At 69.2% G+C, this 17863-nt stretch carries 16 protein-coding genes; 6 read left to right on the top strand and 10 right to left on the bottom strand.

The window, feature by feature from the left end; all coding sequences use genetic code 11:
* Positions 1-6: 6 nt before the first annotated feature.
* On the bottom strand, positions 7-1404 hold the full coding sequence (locus LZ009_RS18895) for an ABC transporter substrate-binding protein (protein WP_275699512.1): 1398 nt from the start codon (positions 1402-1404) through the stop codon (positions 7-9).
* A 175-nt stretch (positions 1405-1579) separates the two neighbouring features.
* Between LZ009_RS18895 and LZ009_RS18890 the strand changes: the two genes are divergently transcribed.
* The 3 genes from LZ009_RS18890 to proC are packed head-to-tail and all read left to right on the top strand — an operon-like array spanning position 1580 to position 4620.
* Positions 1580-2611 (top strand): LacI family DNA-binding transcriptional regulator, encoded by a 1032-nt coding sequence (locus tag LZ009_RS18890; RefSeq protein WP_275699511.1) that lies wholly within the window; start codon positions 1580-1582, stop codon positions 2609-2611.
* Positions 2612-2660: 49 nt separating this feature from the next.
* Positions 2661-3785 (top strand): esterase-like activity of phytase family protein, encoded by a 1125-nt coding sequence (locus tag LZ009_RS18885; RefSeq protein ID WP_275699510.1) that lies wholly within the window; start codon positions 2661-2663, stop codon positions 3783-3785.
* Positions 3786-3795: 10 nt separating this feature from the next.
* On the top strand, positions 3796-4620 hold the full coding sequence (gene proC, locus LZ009_RS18880) for a pyrroline-5-carboxylate reductase (protein WP_275699509.1): 825 nt from the start codon (positions 3796-3798) through the stop codon (positions 4618-4620).
* Between the two features lie 5 nt (positions 4621-4625).
* On the opposite strand, the gene ubiA is transcribed toward proC, so the two are convergent.
* From ubiA to recG, 4 genes are read right to left on the bottom strand one after another with little or no spacing between them, the layout of a single operon-like run.
* On the bottom strand, positions 4626-5486 hold the full coding sequence (gene ubiA / locus LZ009_RS18875; protein WP_275699508.1) for a 4-hydroxybenzoate octaprenyltransferase: 861 nt from the start codon (positions 5484-5486) through the stop codon (positions 4626-4628).
* Positions 5486-6424, bottom strand: a complete 939-nt coding sequence (locus LZ009_RS18870; protein ID WP_275699507.1) for a Dyp-type peroxidase — start codon at positions 6422-6424, stop codon at positions 5486-5488. The genes ubiA and LZ009_RS18870 overlap by 1 nt, the downstream gene beginning before the upstream one ends.
* Positions 6421-7374, bottom strand: coding sequence for a LysR substrate-binding domain-containing protein (locus LZ009_RS18865; RefSeq protein WP_275699506.1), 954 nt, complete (start codon positions 7372-7374; stop codon positions 6421-6423). The genes LZ009_RS18870 and LZ009_RS18865 overlap by 4 nt, the downstream gene beginning before the upstream one ends.
* A 46-nt stretch (positions 7375-7420) precedes the next feature.
* Positions 7421-9487: an ATP-dependent DNA helicase RecG gene (gene recG, locus LZ009_RS18860; RefSeq protein ID WP_275699505.1), complete on the bottom strand. Its 2067-nt coding sequence runs from the start codon at positions 9485-9487 to the stop codon at positions 7421-7423.
* Between the two features lie 62 nt (positions 9488-9549).
* Here recG and queA point away from each other — a divergent pair, with 62 nt between their 5' ends.
* Both queA and tgt read left to right on the top strand, forming a co-directional pair.
* Positions 9550-10587 (top strand): tRNA preQ1(34) S-adenosylmethionine ribosyltransferase-isomerase QueA, encoded by a 1038-nt coding sequence (queA, locus tag LZ009_RS18855; RefSeq protein ID WP_275699504.1) that lies wholly within the window; start codon positions 9550-9552, stop codon positions 10585-10587.
* Positions 10581-11741, top strand: coding sequence for a tRNA guanosine(34) transglycosylase Tgt (gene tgt, locus LZ009_RS18850; RefSeq protein ID WP_275699503.1), 1161 nt, complete (start codon positions 10581-10583; stop codon positions 11739-11741). Before queA ends, tgt begins: the two co-directional genes overlap by 7 nt.
* Positions 11742-11745: 4 nt before the next feature.
* On the opposite strand, the gene LZ009_RS18845 is transcribed toward tgt, so the two are convergent.
* Complete coding sequence (locus LZ009_RS18845) at positions 11746-13683, bottom strand: MFS transporter (protein ID WP_275699502.1); 1938 nt, start codon at positions 13681-13683, stop codon at positions 11746-11748.
* 17 nt (positions 13684-13700) lie between these two features.
* Entirely contained in the window at positions 13701-14495 is a 795-nt protein-coding gene (locus tag LZ009_RS18840) for a hypothetical protein (protein WP_275699501.1), read from the bottom strand.
* Positions 14496-14606: 111 nt separating this feature from the next.
* On the opposite strand from LZ009_RS18840, the gene LZ009_RS18835 reads away from it, so the two are divergent.
* On the top strand, positions 14607-15338 hold the full coding sequence (locus tag LZ009_RS18835; RefSeq protein WP_275699500.1) for a helix-turn-helix domain-containing protein: 732 nt from the start codon (positions 14607-14609) through the stop codon (positions 15336-15338).
* A 99-nt stretch (positions 15339-15437) separates the two neighbouring features.
* On the opposite strand, the gene LZ009_RS18830 is transcribed toward LZ009_RS18835, so the two are convergent.
* The 3 genes from LZ009_RS18830 to LZ009_RS18820 all read right to left on the bottom strand — a co-directional run bounded on the left by LZ009_RS18830 (position 15438) and on the right by LZ009_RS18820 (position 17856).
* The gene (locus LZ009_RS18830; protein ID WP_275699499.1) at positions 15438-16679 is read right to left on the bottom strand and encodes an FIST signal transduction protein; all 1242 of its coding nucleotides are present in this window, start codon (positions 16677-16679) and stop codon (positions 15438-15440) included.
* Positions 16680-16690: 11 nt separating this feature from the next.
* Positions 16691-17335 carry a PhaM family polyhydroxyalkanoate granule multifunctional regulatory protein gene (locus tag LZ009_RS18825; RefSeq protein ID WP_275699498.1) on the bottom strand — a complete coding sequence of 215 codons (645 nt, stop codon included), beginning with the start codon at positions 17333-17335 and terminating at the stop codon, positions 16691-16693.
* A 65-nt stretch (positions 17336-17400) separates the two neighbouring features.
* Complete coding sequence (locus tag LZ009_RS18820; RefSeq protein ID WP_275699497.1) at positions 17401-17856, bottom strand: copper chaperone PCu(A)C; 456 nt, start codon at positions 17854-17856, stop codon at positions 17401-17403.
* Positions 17857-17863: the final 7 nt, after the last annotated feature.

The following is a 17863-nucleotide window of genomic DNA, read 5'->3' as shown; positions in this document are numbered from 1 at the left end:
GTGGCATCAGGCCTTCATGATCTGGACGATGCGCGCCTGCGCCTCGTCCAGCGCTTCCTTCGGCTTCTTCTGGCCGACCAGGGCCGACTGGATCGCGGTGGCCATGGTTTCGCCGACGGCGGGCCATTGCGGCACGCGCGGGCGCCATTCGACGTCGGTGTCGTGCTCCAGCGATTCGAGGGCGGCCTCGATGAAGTTGTCGCCCGCGCCCTTCATGGCGGCGGCGAACTCGGGCGCCTTCCACAGCGAGGTGCGGTTCAGGCCGGAGCGCTTGGCCGGGCCGTCGAACTTCCAGGAGGTGCGGGCCTGGGTCTCGGCTGAGGCGGCCCAGCTGATGAAGAGCCAGGTGGCCTTCTTCTGCTTTTCCGTCAGCGCGGCGTTGATCGGGAAGCCCCAGTTCCAGATCGAGGTGACGCGCTTGCCGTTGGGGCCCTTGGGCCAGCGGGCATAGGCCACCTTGCCGACCACCTTGGACTTCTCGGGGTTGGTGATCACCGCCGCCGAGGAGTGGGCGTCGAGGTAGCAGGCCACCGTGCCTTGCGAGAAGGCATCGGCGATGTCGGGCCAGTTCCAGTTGCGCACCGCCGGCGGCGCATAGGCGGTGAGCGTGTTCACGTACCACTCCAGCGCCTTGACCGCCTCGGGGCTGTTGACGGTGACCTGCTTGTTGTGGAACCAGTCGCCGCCGAAGCTGCGGAACAGCGACGGGTAGATGTACATGTTCTGGCCGGCACCGGAGAAGCCGCGCATGGCCAGGCCGTAGACGCGGCTGGCCGGATCGTTCAGCGCCTTCGCGTTGGACACCAGCTGGTCGTAGGTTTCCGCGGGCTTGAGGCCCTTGGCCGCGTACAGGTCCTTGCGGTAGACCTGCACCGTCACCTCGCCGTCGTAGGGAATGCCGTAGGGCTTGCCGTCCACCGAGTCGGCTTCGCGCCAGGCCTTCAGGATGTCGCCGTAGTTGAACCAGTCCTTGTCGGTCAGCGTGGCGTCGTTCAGGTACTTGTCCAGCGGTTCCACCCACTTGTTGGACACGTACAGCGGGTAGTACATCGGGTCCGCCGCGTGCGTGGCGTAGGTGGCCGTCTTGGAAGACAGGTCCAGCATCGCCTTCTGGCGGATCTGGCCGGGCGGCACCTTCTCGGCACGCACCTTGATGCCGGTGAGCGCCTCGAACTGCGGCAGCAGCGAGAGCAGGTTGTCGAAGTAGCTGGCCGGGATCACCGCCACGGAGATCTGCTCGCCTTCGGCCTGCTTCCAGTTGATCTTCGCCTTGGTGTAAGGCGCCAGGTCGGCGGGCGCCTGGGCGAGGGCCGGGCCGACCCAGCCGGTGCCGGCGGCGCCGACCGCGCCGAGCGCGGCGGCCTGGCCGAGGAAGCGACGCCGGGTGGATGCTTGTTTCTTCATTGCAGCTGTCTCCTTGTGGGTAGGGGAGCGAAAAGGGTGGTTCGCCATGCAATCGATTACATGGCAAGTCTAGCGAGCGCGACGCGGCCTGTCATTGTGGTGCTACCTAGGGCTTTCCCCATGGATAGAGTTTTCATTTGCTTATCGGATCGGGTAGATTCGTGCAATCGATTTCATGGACAGGCAGGCGATGGAGCAGAAGGCCCGCTCGGGCGCGAAGGACGTGGCGCGGCTGGCCGGCGTGTCCACCGCCACCGTCTCCCGGGTTTTGAACAACTCGCAGGCGGTCGACCCGGCCACGCGCCAGCGCGTGCTCGATGCGGCCACCAAGCTGCGCTACGTTCCGCACGGGGCGGCGCGCACGCTGCGCAGCCACCGCAGCAAGATGGTGGGCGCGATCGTCCCCAGCTTCGACTACGCGCTGTACGCGCGCACCACCAGCGCCTTGCAGCAGCGTCTCGACGAACGCGGCTACGCGCTGGTGCTGGCCGAACACCACTACGACCTGGCGACCGAAACGCGCATCGCCGGCCAGCTGATCGAGCATGGCGTCGACGCCTTCGTGCTGGTGGGCCTGGACCACGAGCAGGCCCTGTTCTCGCTGCTGGAGGACTATGGCCGCCCCTACGTGCTCACCTGGGGCGTGGACACGCTGCAGCGGCATCCGAGTGTCGGCTTCGACAACCGCGCCGCGTCCGGCCAGGCCACGCGGCACCTGCTGGCCCTGGGCCACCGGCGCATCGGGCTGCTCAGCGCGCCGCTGCAGGGCAACGACCGCTCGCGTGCCCGCGGCGAAGGGCTGCGCGCGGCACTGGCCGAGCACGGCCTCGCGCTGGAAGAGCGCTACATCGCCTATGCGCCGATCTCGCTGCCGGCGGCGGAGGCGGCCGCGGCGCGCCTGCTCGCGCTGCCGGACCGGCCCACGGCGATCGTCGCCACCAACGACGTCTTCGCCGTAGGCGCGATGCAGGCCTGCCGCAAGGCCGGCCTGCGCATCCCCGAGGACATCTCGATCACGGGCGTGGACAACACGGACCTGGGCGCGACGCAGACGCCCGGCCTGACCAGCGTCGCGACGCCCATCACCGAGATCGGGCGCGCCGCCGCCGACCAGCTGGTCGCGCGGCTGGAGGGCCAGCCGTGGGAAAGCTTCCAGCAGTATCCGGTGGACCTGGTGGTGCGCGGCAGCACCGCGCCGCCCGCCTAGGGCGCGTTCGCGCAGCGATCGCAGCTCCCCGCGGCTAGACTGCTTCCCCATGGATTCCGCCTTCACGCGCCGCGCCTTGTTGCGCGCGGCCGGCGCCGCCACCCTGGCCGGCTGCGCCAGTCCCATCCCGCTGCCGCGCGCTTCCACGCCGCACCTGCGCCTGCTCGGCGAAACGACGCTGCCGCACAAGATGCAGTTCCAGGGCACCACCGTCGGCGGCCTGTCCGGCATCGACTTCGATCCCGCGACCGGCACCTGGGTGGCCATCAGCGACGACCGCTCGGAACTGCAGCCGGCGCGCTTCTACGCGCTGGACATCGGCGTAACCCCACAAGGCATCGCGGTGCAGGTGAAAGGCGTCTCGACCTTGCGCGGCCCCGATGGCCGGCCTTACCCGCCGCGCGGCGCGCCCGAGACCATCGATCCGGAATCGATCCGCCTGCTGCCGCAAGGCCGCGGCGTGCTGTGGACCAGCGAAGGCGATCCGCGCGCCAACCGCTCGCCGGCCGTCACCGAGGCGCGCCTGGACGGCAGCTACGTGCGCGAGTTCGACCTCCCTGCGATGCTGCGCTGGCCCGCCAAGCCCGGCACCGGCCCGCGCAACAACCTCACGTTCGAGGGTCTCGCGCTGACGCCCGATGCGCGCACGGCCTGGGTCGCCATGGAAGCGGCGCTGGAGCAGGACGGCCCGGTGCCGCGCGTCGGTGCCGCCGGCGGCCCCTGCCGCTTCACCGCTTTCGACGTCGCCAGCGGGCAGGCGGTCCGCCAGGTCGCGTACATCCCCGATCCGATCCCGCGCGCACCGCAACTGCCCGGCGGCTTTGCCGACAACGGCGTGAGCGAGATCCTGATGCTGGACGCCGATCGCATGCTGGTGCTGGAGCGTTCTTTCGCGATGGGCACCGGCATGTCGCTGCGCATCTACGCGGTGGACACGCGCGAAGGAAGCGACGTGCTGCGCCAGGACAAGCTGGTGGCGGGCGAATTCCGCGCGCTCACCAAGCAGCCCGTCGCGGATTTCGCCGACTTCGGCCTCTCGCGCCTGGACAACACCGAGGGCATGTGCTGGGGACCGCGCCTGCCCAACGGCCGGCGCACGCTGGTGGTGGTGAGCGACGACAACTTCGCGGCGAACCAGGTGACGCAGTTCGCCGCCTTCGAATTCCTCGACTAGACTCCTGCCCATGAGCACACAAGACAGCGGCCGGATCGCCTTCATTGGCGGCGGCAACATGGCCAGCGCCATCATCGGCGGCCTGGTCAAGCAGGGCCTGCCGGCCGCGCGCGTCGCGGTGGTGGAGCCCTGGGCCGAAGCGAGGCAGAAGCTGCAGCAGCAGTTCGGCGTGCGCGCCGACGAAGCCGCCGGCGCGGCACTGGCCGACGCCACGCTGGTGGTCTGGGCGGTGAAGCCGCAGACCTTCAAGGACGCCGCCGCGGCGGCCAGGCCCCACGTCGCGCAGGCGCTGCACCTGAGCGTGGCCGCCGGCATCCGATCCGGCAGCATCGCCCAGTGGCTGGGCACCGAGCGCATCGTGCGTTCCATGCCCAACACGCCGGCCCTGGTGGGGCAGGGCATGACGGCGCTGTTTGCCCGCGGCGCGGTAAGTGCCGAAGACAAGGCCCGCGTCGAAGAGGTCATCGCCACCACCGGCGAGTCGCTCTGGGTGGAGCGCGAAGAGCAGCTCGATGCGGTGACGGCCTTGTCGGGATCCGGCCCGGCCTACGTCTTCTATTTCCTCGAAGCCATGGTGCAGGCCGGTGGCGAAATGGGCTTGAGCGCCGAGCAGGCGCGCCGCCTGGCCGTCGGCACCTTCGCGGGTGCAGCGGCGCTGGCCAAGGCTTCGTCCGACCCGCTGGAGTTGCTGCGCGAACGCGTGACCTCCAAGGGCGGGACCACCTACGCGGCGCTGACTTCGATGGAGCAGGACGCCGTGAAGGCGCGCTTCATCAAGGCCTTGCACGCGGCGAGCAGGCGCGCCGAGGAACTCGGGGACGAATTCGGCCGCTGAAGCGGCTACCGCACGGCGTAGCCGAGCACGGTTCCCGCGAACAGCGTGAACCCCAGCCAGTGGTTCAGGCGGAAGGCCCGGAAGCAGCCTTCGCGCGAGCGGTCGCGGATCAGCGCGTAGTGCCAGGCCGCCTGCGCGCCGGCCGCAAGCACGGTCGCCGCGACCACCCACGCCGGAATCCTTCCCGCCAGCACCGCGGCCCAGATAGCGAGCGTGGCGACGTAGCAGGCCATCACCACCGCCACATCGGCGCGCCCGAGCGTGATGGCGGAGGTCTTGATGCCGATGCGCAGGTCGTCGTCGCGGTCGACCATTGCGTATTCCGTGTCGTAGGCCAGCACCCAGAACAGGTTGCCGAGCAACAGCACCCACGCCAGCAGCGGCACGCGCGCCTGGACGGCGGCAAAAGCCATCGGGATGCCGAAGCTGAAGGCCACGCCCAGCACCGCCTGCGGCATGGCGACGTAGCGCTTGGCGTAGGGATAGGCGATCGCGATGGCCAGGGCCGCGAAGGACCAGGCGACGGCAACCGCGTTCGTCGTCAGCACCAGGCCGAACGCCAGCAGTGCCAGCAAGGCGCCGAACACCAGCGCTTCCCGCACCGAGACGCGCCCGGTGGTCACCGGCCTTTGCGCCGTGCGCTTCACGTGCCGGTCGAACTCCTTGTCGGCCACGTCGTTCACGCAGCAGCCGGCGCTGCGCATCAGGATCGTGCCGAGCGTGAACACCACCACCAGGTGCCAGCCGGGGAAGCCGCCGGCCGCGATCCACAGCGCGGCCAGCGAGGGCCAGAGCAGCAGCAGCCAGCCGGCCGGCCGGTTCCAGCGGATCAGGTCGAGGTAGAGCCGCGCCTTCTCTTGCAGCATCACGCCGTGCCGAGACCGAGCCGGCGCAGGTCGAGCCGGCCGTCGCGCATCGGCGGGCACCAGAAGTAGGCACCCGTCACCGGCTTGGAGATCCTGAACATCGCATCGGTGATGCCGTCGTCGTAGCCCGCCATGCGCCGCATCTGCGCCTCGAAGGCCGCGTGCGACTTGCCGAAAGCGACGAACATCAACCCGGCCTGCATGCTCAGCATCCAGGGCATGGAGCGGCGCAGCACGAAGGCCTCGGGGTCGAAACTTTCCTGCGCGGTGCGCTTCACGTGCGAGGCTTCCGGCGCGTCTTCCAGTTCCTCGTTGTCCGAAAGGCGACGGCCGATGGCGTGGTCGCGGTCCTGGTCGCCCAGCGCCTCGAAGGCGTCGAGGTCGTGCACCCATTGCTGGGTGGCGACGTAGCTGGAGCCATCCAGTCCTTCGCCGAGTCCGTGCGCGAAGGCTGCCTCTTCCGCGGCCTCGCCTTCCGGGTTCTCGGTGCCGTCCTCGAAGCCGGTCAGGTCGCGGCCGTGGCCGCCTTCGCTCCAGGCGTGGCGGAAGGCATCGAGCACGTGGCGCACGGTGAAGGCGGGTGCCAGCGCCTTCTGCACCTTGCGCGTGACGTGCAGCAAATCGCCCAGGTCGGAGCCGCGCAGCCAGCACCACAGCGTGCCGGGCGTGGACGGCACCTTGACGCCGTGCGCGGACAGGTCCGGGAATTCGTGCAGGTTCGGGATCTCCGCGCCCAGCGCCTTCACCAGCGAGGGGCCGATGCCGACCACCACGTCGCTGCCGTTCACCAGCGGCGCCAGCCGCGACAGCGCTTGCTTGATGGCCGCGGCATCCACGCCGTCCGCCAGGTTGAACAGAACGTAGCGCGCCACCGGCGGCACGCCGTCCAGGATGCCCGGCTGGTAGAGCGGATCTTTCTTCGGTGCGTCGGTTCTCATGAAAGCCTCTTCACGCCCGGCAGTTCGCAGGCGTAGATGGAGTTGCGCAATTCGGCGATGGCCTCGTAGCGCGTGAAGCTGCGCCGCCAGGCCAGCACGACGCGGCGGCTGGGCGGCTCGCCTTCGAACGGGATGTACTTGACGAAGGCCTGGTCGTCGCTGCGCCGCTTGGGCTTGGCGGCGAAGGCGTCCTTCGGGACCGAAAGGCGCGGCACCAGCGTCACGCCCATGCCGGCGGCCACCATGTGCTTGATGGTTTCCAGCGAGGAGCCTTCGAAGCTCTTGCGGATGCCCTCGGCGTCGCTGGAGAAGCGCGCGAACTCCGGGCACACCTCCAGCACGTGGTCGCGAAAGCAGTGGCCGGTGCCCAGCAGCAGCATCGTTTCCTTCTTCAGCTCCTCGGCGACGATGGTCTTGTGCACGGCCAGGTGGTGCGTGGTGGGCACGGCGGCCAGGAACGGCTCGTCGTACAGCGGCGCGATCGCCAGCCCGGTGTCGGGAAAAGGTTCGGCCATGATGGCGCAGTCGATCTCGCCGGTGCGCAGCATCTCCAGCAGCTTCACCGTGAAGTTCTCCTGCAGCATCAGCGGCATCTGCGGGGTGCGCGCGATGGCCTGGCGCACCAGGTCCGGCAGCAGGTAGGGCCCGATCGTGTAGATCACGCCCAGCCGCAGCGGCCCGGCCAGCGGGTCCTTGCCGCGCTTGGCGATTTCCTTGATGGCCGCGGCCTGCTCCAGCACGCTTTGCGCCTGCCGCACGATCTCGTCGCCCAGAGGCGTGACGGCCACCTCGTTGGCGCTGCGCTCGAACAGCTTCACTTCCAGCTCATCCTCGAGCTTCTTGATCGCCACCGAAAGCGTCGGCTGCGAGACGAAGCAGGCTTCGGCGGCCCGCCCGAAATGCTTTTCGCGCGCGACGGCGACGATGTACTTGAGTTCGGTGAGCGTCATTCTTCTTTTCTAGTCAGTGGAGGACAGAGCTGCGGTCTGTCCCCCATCAAGCTTTGAGGTATTCCGATTTTCCACCCAACCACCGGTTCACGTGTTTGCGCGCGAGCTCCGGATGGCGATCCAGCATGTGCGGGGCGACGTCCTTGGCCCATTCCAGCAGGGCCGCGTCCAGCACCAGGTCGGCGAAGCGCAGCAGCGGCGCGCCGGACTGGCGGGCGCCCAGGAATTCGCCGGGCCCGCGGATCTCCAGGTCGCGCCGGGCGATCTCGAAGCCGTCGTTGGTTTCGGCCATGGCCTTCAGCCGCGCGCGCGCCGTCTCCCCCAGGCGGCCGTTGTCGCCGGCGGAATAGAGCAGCACGCAGGCCGACGCTGCCGCGCCGCGCCCGACCCGGCCGCGCAACTGGTGCAGCTGCGACAAGCCGAAGCGCTCCGCATGCTCGATCACCATCAGCGAGGCATTGGGCACGTCGACGCCGACTTCGATCACCGTCGTCGCCACCAGCACGCCCATCTGCCCGCCGGTGAAGAGCGACATCACCGCCTTCTTCTCCGGCTGCGGCATGCGCGAATGCAGCAGTCCGACCAGCACGCCGGGCAACGCCTCGGAGAGCGCCAGGTGCGTCGCGGTGGCATTGGTGAGGTCCAGCGACTCGCTTTCCTCGATCAGCGGACAGACCCAGTAGACCTGCCGGCCGGAGGCCACCTGCGCACGGATGCGCTCGATCACCTCGTCGCGCCGGCTGTCCGAGATCACCTTGGTGACGATGGGCGTGCGGCCCGGCGGCAGTTCGTCGATGGTGGAGACGTCGAGGTCCGCGTAGTAGCTCATGGCCAGCGTGCGCGGGATCGGCGTGGCCGACATCATGAGCAGATGCGGCTCGTTGCCCTCGCCTGCCGTCTTGCCGCGCAAGGCCAGCCGCTGCGCAACGCCGAAGCGGTGCTGTTCGTCGATGACCGCCAGGCCCAGCCGGTGGAATTGCACCTGCTCCTGGATCACCGCGTGGGTGCCGATCACAAGTGCCGCTTCGCCGCTGGCCACGAGTTCCAGCATTTCGGCGCGTTCCTTCTTGCGCTGCGAGCCGGTGAGCCAGGCCACGCGCTGGCCCCGCGGCGCCAGCAAGGGCTCCAGCCAGCCGATCAGCTTGCGGAAATGCTGCTCGGCGAGGATTTCCGTCGGCGCCATCAGCGCGCATTGCCGCCCGGCGTCGATCGCGATGGCCGCGGCCAGCGCGGCAACCACGGTCTTGCCGGAGCCGACGTCGCCTTGCAGCAGGCGGTTCATCGGCGTGGTCCGCGCCAGGCCCTGGGCGATCTCCTCGCCGACGCGCCGCTGGGCGGCGGTGAGCTGGAAGGGCAGCGCGGCGAGCAGTTGCTCCTGGAATCCGCCCGGTCGCGCCTGCAGCGGCGCCGCGCGCAGCAGTTCGTGCTCGCGCCGGCTTTCCAGCTGCGACAGCTGCTGCGCCAGCAGTTCTTCCGCCTTCAGCCGCTGCCAGGCCGGGTGGCTGTGATCCTCCAGCGCGGCCAGCGAGACGTCCGGCGTCGGATGGTGCAGGAAGCGCAGCGACCGCTGCAGCGTCCACGTCGTTGCGCGCGCGGGCGCCGGCGGCACGTCGGGCGGCAAGGTCTCGGACAGGTCGGCACGCGCCAGCCCCGACTGCACCGCCTTGCGCAGGTAGGCCTGCGGCAGTGCGGCGACGGTGGAATAGACCGGCGTCAGCGCCTGCGGCAGCTCGCCACCGGCCGCCTTGTAGGTCGGGTGCACCATCTGCCAGCCGATGAAGCCGCCCTTCAGTTCACCGCGGATGCGCAGCCGCGTGCCGACGGCCAGCGCCTTCTGCTGCGAGGGATAGAAGCTGAAGAAGCGCAGCTGGCAGGTGTCGCTGCCGTCGTTCACGGTCACCACCAGCTGGCGCCGCGGACGGAAGGCCACGTGGCTCTCGGTCACCGTCGCCTCGATCTGCGCCGTGTCGCCCTCGCGGCAGTCGCCCAGCTTGACGATGCGGGTTTCGTCCTCGTAGCGCAGGGGCAGGTGCAGCGCCAGGTCGATGTCGCGGCCCAATCCCATCTTGACGAGGGCTTTCTGGGGTTCGGACAGCGCCTTGGTTTCCGGCATGGGACAATTCTGCCCTGCTCTTCAACAACCCTTGGCACGGGCCCGTCCGGCCCTCAAGCGACATGCGTCAATTCACCCTGGGCGATTTCGATTTCGCCCTGCCGCCCGAACTCATCGCCCAGCACCCCGCGGAAACCCGCAGCGGCTCCCGCCTGCTCGATGGCACCGGCGCGCAACCCGTCGACCGCGGCTTCCGCGAGTTCCCCTCGCTGCTGCGCGCCGGCGACCTGCTGGTCTTCAACGACACCCAGGTGATCAAGGCCCGCCTGTTCGGCGAGAAGCCCACCGGCGGCAAGCTGGAATTGCTGGTCGAACGCGTGCTCACCGGCCACGAGGTCGTGGCCCACATGAAGGTGAGCAAGAAGCCGCCTGTGGGCACCGTGCTGCGCATGGACGGCGGCTTCACCGCCACGCTGCTCGGGCGCTGGCCGCGCGAAGACGGCCCGCTGTTCCGCTTCGCCTTCAGTTCCGAGCCGCACGCGCTGATGCAGGCGCACGGCCACGTGCCGCTGCCGCCTTACATCACGCATGCCGACACGGCCGAAGACGCGCAGCGTTACCAGACCGTGTTCGCGAAGAACCCGGGCGCCGTCGCCGCTCCGACCGCCGCCCTGCACTTCGACGAGCAGGTGCTGGCCGAACTGGAAGCGCGCGGCGTGCGGCGCGCCGGGGTCACCCTGCACGTGGGCGCCGGCACCTTCCAGCCGGTGAAGACCGAGAACATCGCCGAACACCGGATGCACAGCGAGTGGTACGAAGTGCCGGCGGCCACGCAGCAGGCGATCGCCGAACTACGTGCGCGGGGCGGCCGGCTGGTCGCGGTCGGCACGACCACGGTGCGGACGCTCGAATCCTGGGCCGCGAGCGGCCAGGCGAGCGGCGACACCGAGATCTTCATCACGCCGGGCTTCCGCTTCCGCCAGGTCGACCTGCTGCTCACCAACTTCCACCTGCCCAAGTCCACCCTGCTGATGCTGGTGAGCGCGCTGGCCGGCTACGAGCACATGATGGCGCTGTACCGGCACGCCGTGGAGCACCACTACCGCTTCTTCAGCTATGGCGACGCCATGCTGCTGCAACGCAAAGACGAAACATGCTGAACTTCGAAGTCCTCGCTACCGAAGGCCATGCGCGCCGCGGCCGCCTCACCCTGAACCATGGCGTGGTGCAGACGCCCATCTTCATGCCCGTGGGCACCTACGGCACGGTCAAGGGCGTGATGCCGCGCTCGCTGGAGGAAATGGGCGCGCAGATCATCCTCGGCAACACCTTCCACCTGTGGATGCGGCCGGGCCTGGACGTGGTCAAGCAGTTCGGCGGCCTGCATCGCTTCGAGCAGTGGAACAAGCCGATCCTCACCGACAGCGGCGGCTTCCAGGTCTGGAGCCTGGGCGAGATGCGCAAGATCAGCGAGGAGGGCGTGAAGTTCGCCTCGCCGGTCAACGGCGACCGCCTGTTCCTCACGCCCGAGATCTCGATGCAGATCCAGACGACGCTCAACTCCGACATCGTCATGCAGTTCGACGAGTGCACGCCGTACGACACCAAGGGCCACGTCACGACGGAAGCCGAAGCGCGAGTGTCGATGGAGCTGTCGCGCCGCTGGGCGCTGCGCTGCAAGGACGAATTCGCGCGCCTGCAGAACCCGAACGCCCTGTTCGGCATCGTGCAGGGCGGCATGTTCGAGCACCTGCGCGAGGAGTCGCTGGCGGCGCTGGTGGAGATGGATTTCCCCGGCTATGCGGTGGGGGGCGTCAGCGTCGGCGAGCCCAAGGAAGACATGCTGCGCATCATGGCGCACACGCCGCACCGGCTGCCGGCGGACAAGCCGCGCTACCTGATGGGCGTGGGCACGCCGGAGGACCTGGTCGCGGGCGTCGAGCAAGGCGTCGACATGTTCGACTGCGTGATGCCCACGCGCAATGCGCGCAACGGCCACATGTTCACGCGCTTCGGCGACCTGAAGATCCGCAACGCCAAGCACCGCAGCGACGAGCGGCCGCTGGACGAGACCTGCACCTGCTACGCCTGCAAGGGCGCGACCCGCGCCGACGGCACTGTCAGCGGCGGCTTCTCGCGCGCCTACCTGCACCACCTGGAGCGCTGCGGCGAGATGCTGGCGCCCATGCTGGCGACCATCCACAACCTGCACTACTACCTGAACCTGATGCAGGAGGTGCGGGAGGCGCTGGAGCAGGGGCGGTTCGCAGCCTTCGTGCAGCAGTTCAAGGCGGATCGGGCGCGCGGGGTCTGAGCCGTCAGGAGGCGATCAACGCCGCCACGCGTTGCTGCAGCAGCTCCGGCTGCACCTGCCCCGCCGCCACCGGCGCCCCGACATGCAAGCCCACGCGGTTGAACAACCCGCGCCGGAACGGCTTCACCATCGCCGTGCCCCGCTCGATGCGGCTGAAGAACGATCCCCACAGGTTGGTCAGCGCCATCGGCACCACGCTCACCGGCACGCGATCCGCAGCGGCGCGCTCCAGGATCTTCATCACCCCGCCCTTGAACGGCTGCAGTTCACCATCGCGGGTGATGCCGCCTTCCGGGAAGATCGCCAGCAGGTCGCCTTCGCGCAGCACCTGGGCCGCGCGCTCGAAGGCAGCTTCGTAGACGGCCGGATCCTCCTTCTGCGGCGCGACGGGGATCGCGCGCGCCAGCTTGAACAGCCAGCCCAGCACCGGCACCTGGAAGATGCGGTGGTCCATCATGAAATAGATCGGCCGCGGGCTCGCCGCCATCAGCAGCACCGCATCGACGAAGCTCACGTGGTTGCACACCAGCACCGCCGGGCCCTGCACCGGGATGTGGTCGTCGCCGCGCACGTCGAAGCGGTAGACCACGCGCGACAGCAGCCAGGCCACGCAGCGCAGGAAGTACTCGGGCACCAGCAGGAAGATATAGGCCGCGACCACCGCATTGGCGAGGCCGGTGAACAGGAAGATCTGCGCGATGGTGAAGCCCGCCTTGAGCAAGGCGCCGGCGATCACCGCGCTGGCGATCATGAACAGCGCGTTGAGGATGTTGTTGGCGGCGATGATGCGCGCGCGGTGCGTGGGCGTGGCGCGCAGCTGGATCAACGCGTACATCGGCACCGAGTAGAGACCGGCGAACAGCGACAGCAGCGCGAGGTCGGCCATCACGCGCCAGTGCGCCGCGACGCCGACGAAGGCACCCAGGCCCATCTCCCCCGCCGGGGGCAGCGAGCGCGAGGCGAAATACAGGTCGACGGCGAACACCGTCATGCCGATCGCGCCCAGCGGGACCAGGCCGATCTCCACGTGCCGGCGCGACAGGATCTCGCACAGCAGCGAGCCGATGCCGATGCCTACCGAGAACACCACCAGCAGCAGCGAGGCGACCTGCGCGTTGCCGTGCAGCACCTCCTTGGCGAAGGAAGGGAACTGGCTCAGGAACACCGCGCCGAAGAACCACATCCAGCTGATGCCCAGGAGCGAGCGGAACACCACGACGTTGCCGTGCGCCAGCTTCAGGTTGCGCCAGGTCTCGCTGAACGGGTTCCAGTTGATGCGCAGGTCCGGCGCGCTGGCGGGCGAGGACGGAATCGCCTGCGCGACCAGGCGGCCGATGAGGGCCAGGGCGATGCAGGCGATGCCGACCGCCTGCGGGCCGATGGCGGGCACGTCCACCAGCAGCCCGCCCGCGACCTGCCCGAGCAGGATGGCGACGAAGGTGCCCATCTCCACCATGCCGTTGCCGCCGGTGAGCTCGCGCTCGTTCAGGTGCTGCGGCAGGTAGGCGAACTTGACCGGCCCGAACAGCGTGGAGTGCAGGCCCATGAGGAAGGTGCAGGCCAGCAGCGCGACGACGTCGGCGCGGAAGAAGCCCCAGGCCGCGATGGCCATGATTCCGATCTCCAGCCATTTCACGAACAGGATCAGGCTGCGCTTGTCGTATTTGTCGGCGAGCTGGCCGCTGGTGGCGGAGAACAGCAGGAAGGGCAGGATGAAGAGCGCGCCGATCGCCAGCCCCGCCAGCGCCGGCGGCAGCCAGGCCACTTGCAGCTGGTAGGTGACCAGCACCGTGAAGGCGAACTTGAACAGGTTGTCGTTGGCGGCGCCGGCGAACTGCGTCCAGAAGAAGGGCGCGAAGCGGCGCTGGCGCAGCAACGCGAACTGGTTCGGATGCACTTCGGCGGCGCCGGGCAGCGCGGGATCCGCGACAGCGGTGGTCATGGCTACTCCCTCTCGTTCTAGGCGTGGGGCGCGTGGGCCAGCGGCGCGGCGCCGATGGCTTCGGCATTCTGCCCGCGCGTCCGGGTAACCAACGCGTGGATCACGGGCCAGGCGGCCAAGGCGGCGACGGCGTGCTTCAGGCTGTGGCCGGACAACAACTCCCCGGTGGCCGCGAAGACCAGGGCGTCATTGCTTTCGAACAGCTTGGCCAGCGCGTACGCCAACAGCACCAGGCTCCAGCGCACCGGCAGCGCGCCTGCACGGGGCGGCAGCCAGGCCGCGATCAACAGCAAGGGCATGCCGCCGAACTGCACCACGGCCCAGGGCAGGACGTTGCCGGTGAGGGACCACACGAGCACGCTGGCGAGCGCCAGCACGAGGAGTGCCGCAGCGGTGCAGGCGCCGGCGCGCTCGCTGACCAGGCCCGCCACCAGCAGGCCGAGCAGGCCGGCGAAGGCGACGGACATCGAGGCGCGGTCGATCGCGAGGCCGAGGTCGTTCGGAAGCCAGTGGTACCAGGACGAGCCCACGGCCACGACCAGCAGGCCGGCAAAGAACAGGCGGGCACAGGCGCGCTGCGTTGGGGACACGCTCGCACGCCGCAAGGCGCGCAGCCCCAGCCAGCCGGCGATGGCGAAGGGAAGGTTGGACAGCACGTCGAGCGCATGGGGCACGCCCCACAGCACGCGCTGGTCGACGAAGCCGTGCGCATCGGGCGGCTGGGCGAGCGCGGGCGCGAACAGCGCCACCAGCAGCAGCGCCGACGCGGCCAGCGCCAGCAGCCATTCGGTGCGGGTCAGGGACAAACGCATGGGACCTCCTTGCTTGAGGCTTCAGTGTCTGCACTCGGCGGTCGAAAGCGGACGGATTCCGGCTACATTGTCCTCCTGTCGCCCTCCCGGTATCGCAATCCTGTACTTTTCATGAGCACCACCGCCGACCTCGTCACCGTGCTGAAGAAGGAACTGAAGGCCGCGCAGATGACGTATGCCGACCTGGCCGCCGGCCTGGGCATGGCGGAGTCGAGCGTCAAGCGCATGCTGGCCAAGGGCGACATGGCCTTGTCGCGCATCGATGCAATCTGCCGCGTGCTCAAGATCGATTTCGCCGAACTGGCGCGCCGGGTGGCGGACGCCCAGCCGCTGCTGAAGGAACTGACGCAGGAGCAGGAGAAGGCGGTGGTGGCCGACAAGAAGCTGCTGCTGTGCGCGATCTGCGTCCTCAGCCAATGGACGCTGGAGCAGGTGACGCACGAATACCGCTTGAGCGAGGCCGAGTGCATCAAGTACTTCGCGCAGCTCGATCGCATCGGCATCATCGAGCTGCGGCCCCTGAACCGCTACCGCCTGAAGCTCGCCAAGACTTTCCGCTGGCGGCCGCACGGGCCGGTGATGCACTACTTCCGCGACAACGCGGTGCTGGATTACTTCGGCGGCGGCTTCGACGGCCATGCCGAAGGCCTGCTGCTGGTGCACGGCTCGGTGAGCCGCGCCATTGCGCCGTCGTTCGTCGACCGGTTGCAGAAGGTGGCGCAGGATTTCGCGCAGCAGCACCAGGCGGACCAGAAGCTGGCGGCGAAGGAGCGCGAGGGCTACACGCTGGTGCTGGCGATGCGCAGCTGGGAGTTCGCGGCGTTCACGCAGTTGCGGCGGTAGGAGAGCCGCGGTTCGCCTGCGGGCTCACCACGGCCTACGGAGCAGCGCACGCAACATGGGCCTCGTAGGCCGTTGGTGAGCCCGCAGGCGAACCGCGGCTTACCGGAAGACCGTCAACACCCCGGTGTACCCATACAAATGCCCGCGCGCGATCTCGCCGCCGGCAAAGAACCCCACCAGCGGCACATCGCCCAGCGCCCGCCGCACGATCTGCAGTTCCGCGCTCGGCCCGCCGAAATGCGGACCGCCGCGCCCGGCGCAGCTGACGTAGATCGCGCCGGCAATGCGCCGCTCCGGACTCGGTGCCGCCAGCGCCTCCGAGAGCGCGCTCGCCACCGCCAGCGGCAGCTCCTCCGGCTCCAGCTCCTCGCGGATCTCCGCGCAGATGCGCACCAGGTCGGCCCGCGCCGCTTCCATGTTGCGCTGGCAGAAAGCCAGGCGCATGCCTTCCTCCACCTTGCTCGCCAGCGCCACGCCGCTGCGCTGCGGGTCGATGCCGATGATGTGGCGCACCACCACGTCGGCGCCGAAGTTGCCGGTGCGGCTGACGACGTCTTCCGACGCCTGGCTCAGGCCCGCCAGCGTGCTGCGCAGCGCGGCCATCGCCGCCTGGGGTTCATCCAGCGAGACCTGCAGGTCGTCGAACAGCACGTCGAGCGCCGGCTCGCCATCGAGTTCCTTCACCAGGTTGCCCTCGCAGCGCGTGATGCTGCGCGCCGCGCCCACCGGCTGGCAGCCCTGCGTCACGCGCGAGACCAGGTCCACGCCCTCGCCGAAGGCGACACCGGAGAGGCCGCCGCTGAACACGCCACCGGCCTTGCCGTGCCCGCCCAGGTTGCCGTTGCCGCCGATCGCGAACTGCACGACCTCGCGCCGGCTCGATGCCAGGCCGCCGAAGAGATATCCCGTTGCAGTGCGGTCGGCCATCTCCGCGATCAGCTCCGCCACGTCCGGCGTCGCCGCATCGGCATGCACCAGCGCCGTGTGCGCGCGAAAGCCCGCCGGCAGCGGCGCCACGCCGGAGAACACGCGGTACTGGTCGGACGGCACGTTCAGCAGCATCACCGCGAGCGCCGGCTCGTCGAAGTATTCGACGTTCGACGACGCGATGCCGACGCCGACGGTGCCGGACCAGTCGGTCACCTCCGGCAGTTCGGCGCTGACGTGGTCGAGGATGTCCTGCGCCTGCGACGCATAGTGGTCGGTGATGTACAGCAGGCCCAGCGTGGGCGCGCTCGCGTAGTCGGGCAGCGCCATCTGCGCGCGCAGCTGCGCCAGCACCAGCCCGGCCGCCATCTGCCACTGCGGATGCGTCGCGTGGCCGAAGGGGAACAGCTTCATGGCCGGCCCCGTCAATCCGCGGCCGCCTGCGTCTTGGTCTTGCGCGTGGCCGACCTGGCCTTGGCCGCGACGGTCTTCTTCGCGGCCTTCACCGCTTCCTTGGCGATGCCGCCGGCCATGTTGCGCGCCGTGTCCACGGCCGTCTTCTGCGCCACGTCCTTCATCGCGTTGGAGGCGATTTCCTGGAACTGCTGCGTGAGCGCGCCCCACCATTGCAGCGGATCCACCGCGCCGGTGGCCCCGCCGCCGTTGGCCTTGGCCTCGCCGTTGCCCTTGGGCTTGGCGCTGGGCGCAGCCTTGGGCTTCGCCGCCTTGGGCGCGCTCTCCACGGGCTCGGGCGTCTTCAGCTTGAGCGCATTCGCGACCTCGCCCATGCTGAAGTTCATGCCCTTCAGCGTGGCCAGCGTCATCTTCTGCACTTCCAGCGCCTGGATGGTCGCGGACAGCGCCTTGCCGTTCTGGTCCAGCCAGAAATGCACGGCCTTCAGTTCCGTGATGCGCTTGTCCAGTTCCTCCACGTTCAGCGTGGGCGCCACCCAGCTGGAGATGTTGGGCATCTGCGGCAGGGCGTCCGACGCGCCTTTCGCCAGGTTCTGCAGGAAATCGAAACCGGGGACGAATTTGCCGAAGCCGAATGCGCCGTTGTTGTCGCTCATGGCCGCTGCTCCGCGAGTGGTCGTGCTGACAGCTTACCGCAGCACGCCCCCCGGCGAAAGAAAGCTCAGTGCTTGTGCTGCAGAGGCGCGGCCGCGCTCACCGGCAGCGCCACCTGCTGCGTGCGCTCCACGCCCTTGGCGTCCTTCAGGCGCAGGGTCAGCGGCACCACCAGCCCCGGCTTGAACTGGGCCTTGAGCTCCATCAGCATGAAGTGGTAGCCGCCCGGCTTGAGTTCGACGGCCTTGCCCGCAGGCAGCGGCAGCTGGTCGACGGCGCGCATGCGCATCACGTCGCCATCGAGCTTCATCTCGTGCAGTTCGACGACACCGGCGGCCGGCGAACTGGCGCCCACCAGCGTGAGGGGTTCCTTCGCGGTCAACGTCATGTAGCCGGCGCTGGTCGGCTGGCCTTGCAGCGCGGCGCGCGCCCAGGCGCCGTCGACGGCGATCGCGGGTGCGGTTTGGGCCTGCGCCACGACGGCAGCGGCGGCGAAGGACAGGGAAGCCATCAGCTTGTGCATCGGGGTC

This window comes from Ramlibacter paludis (genome assembly GCF_022012305.1).
Lineage (GTDB): Bacteria > Pseudomonadota > Gammaproteobacteria > Burkholderiales > Burkholderiaceae_C > Ramlibacter > Ramlibacter paludis.
Note: the sequence above shows the minus strand (reverse complement) of the source record. Positions and strands in the feature narration are given on the sequence as shown.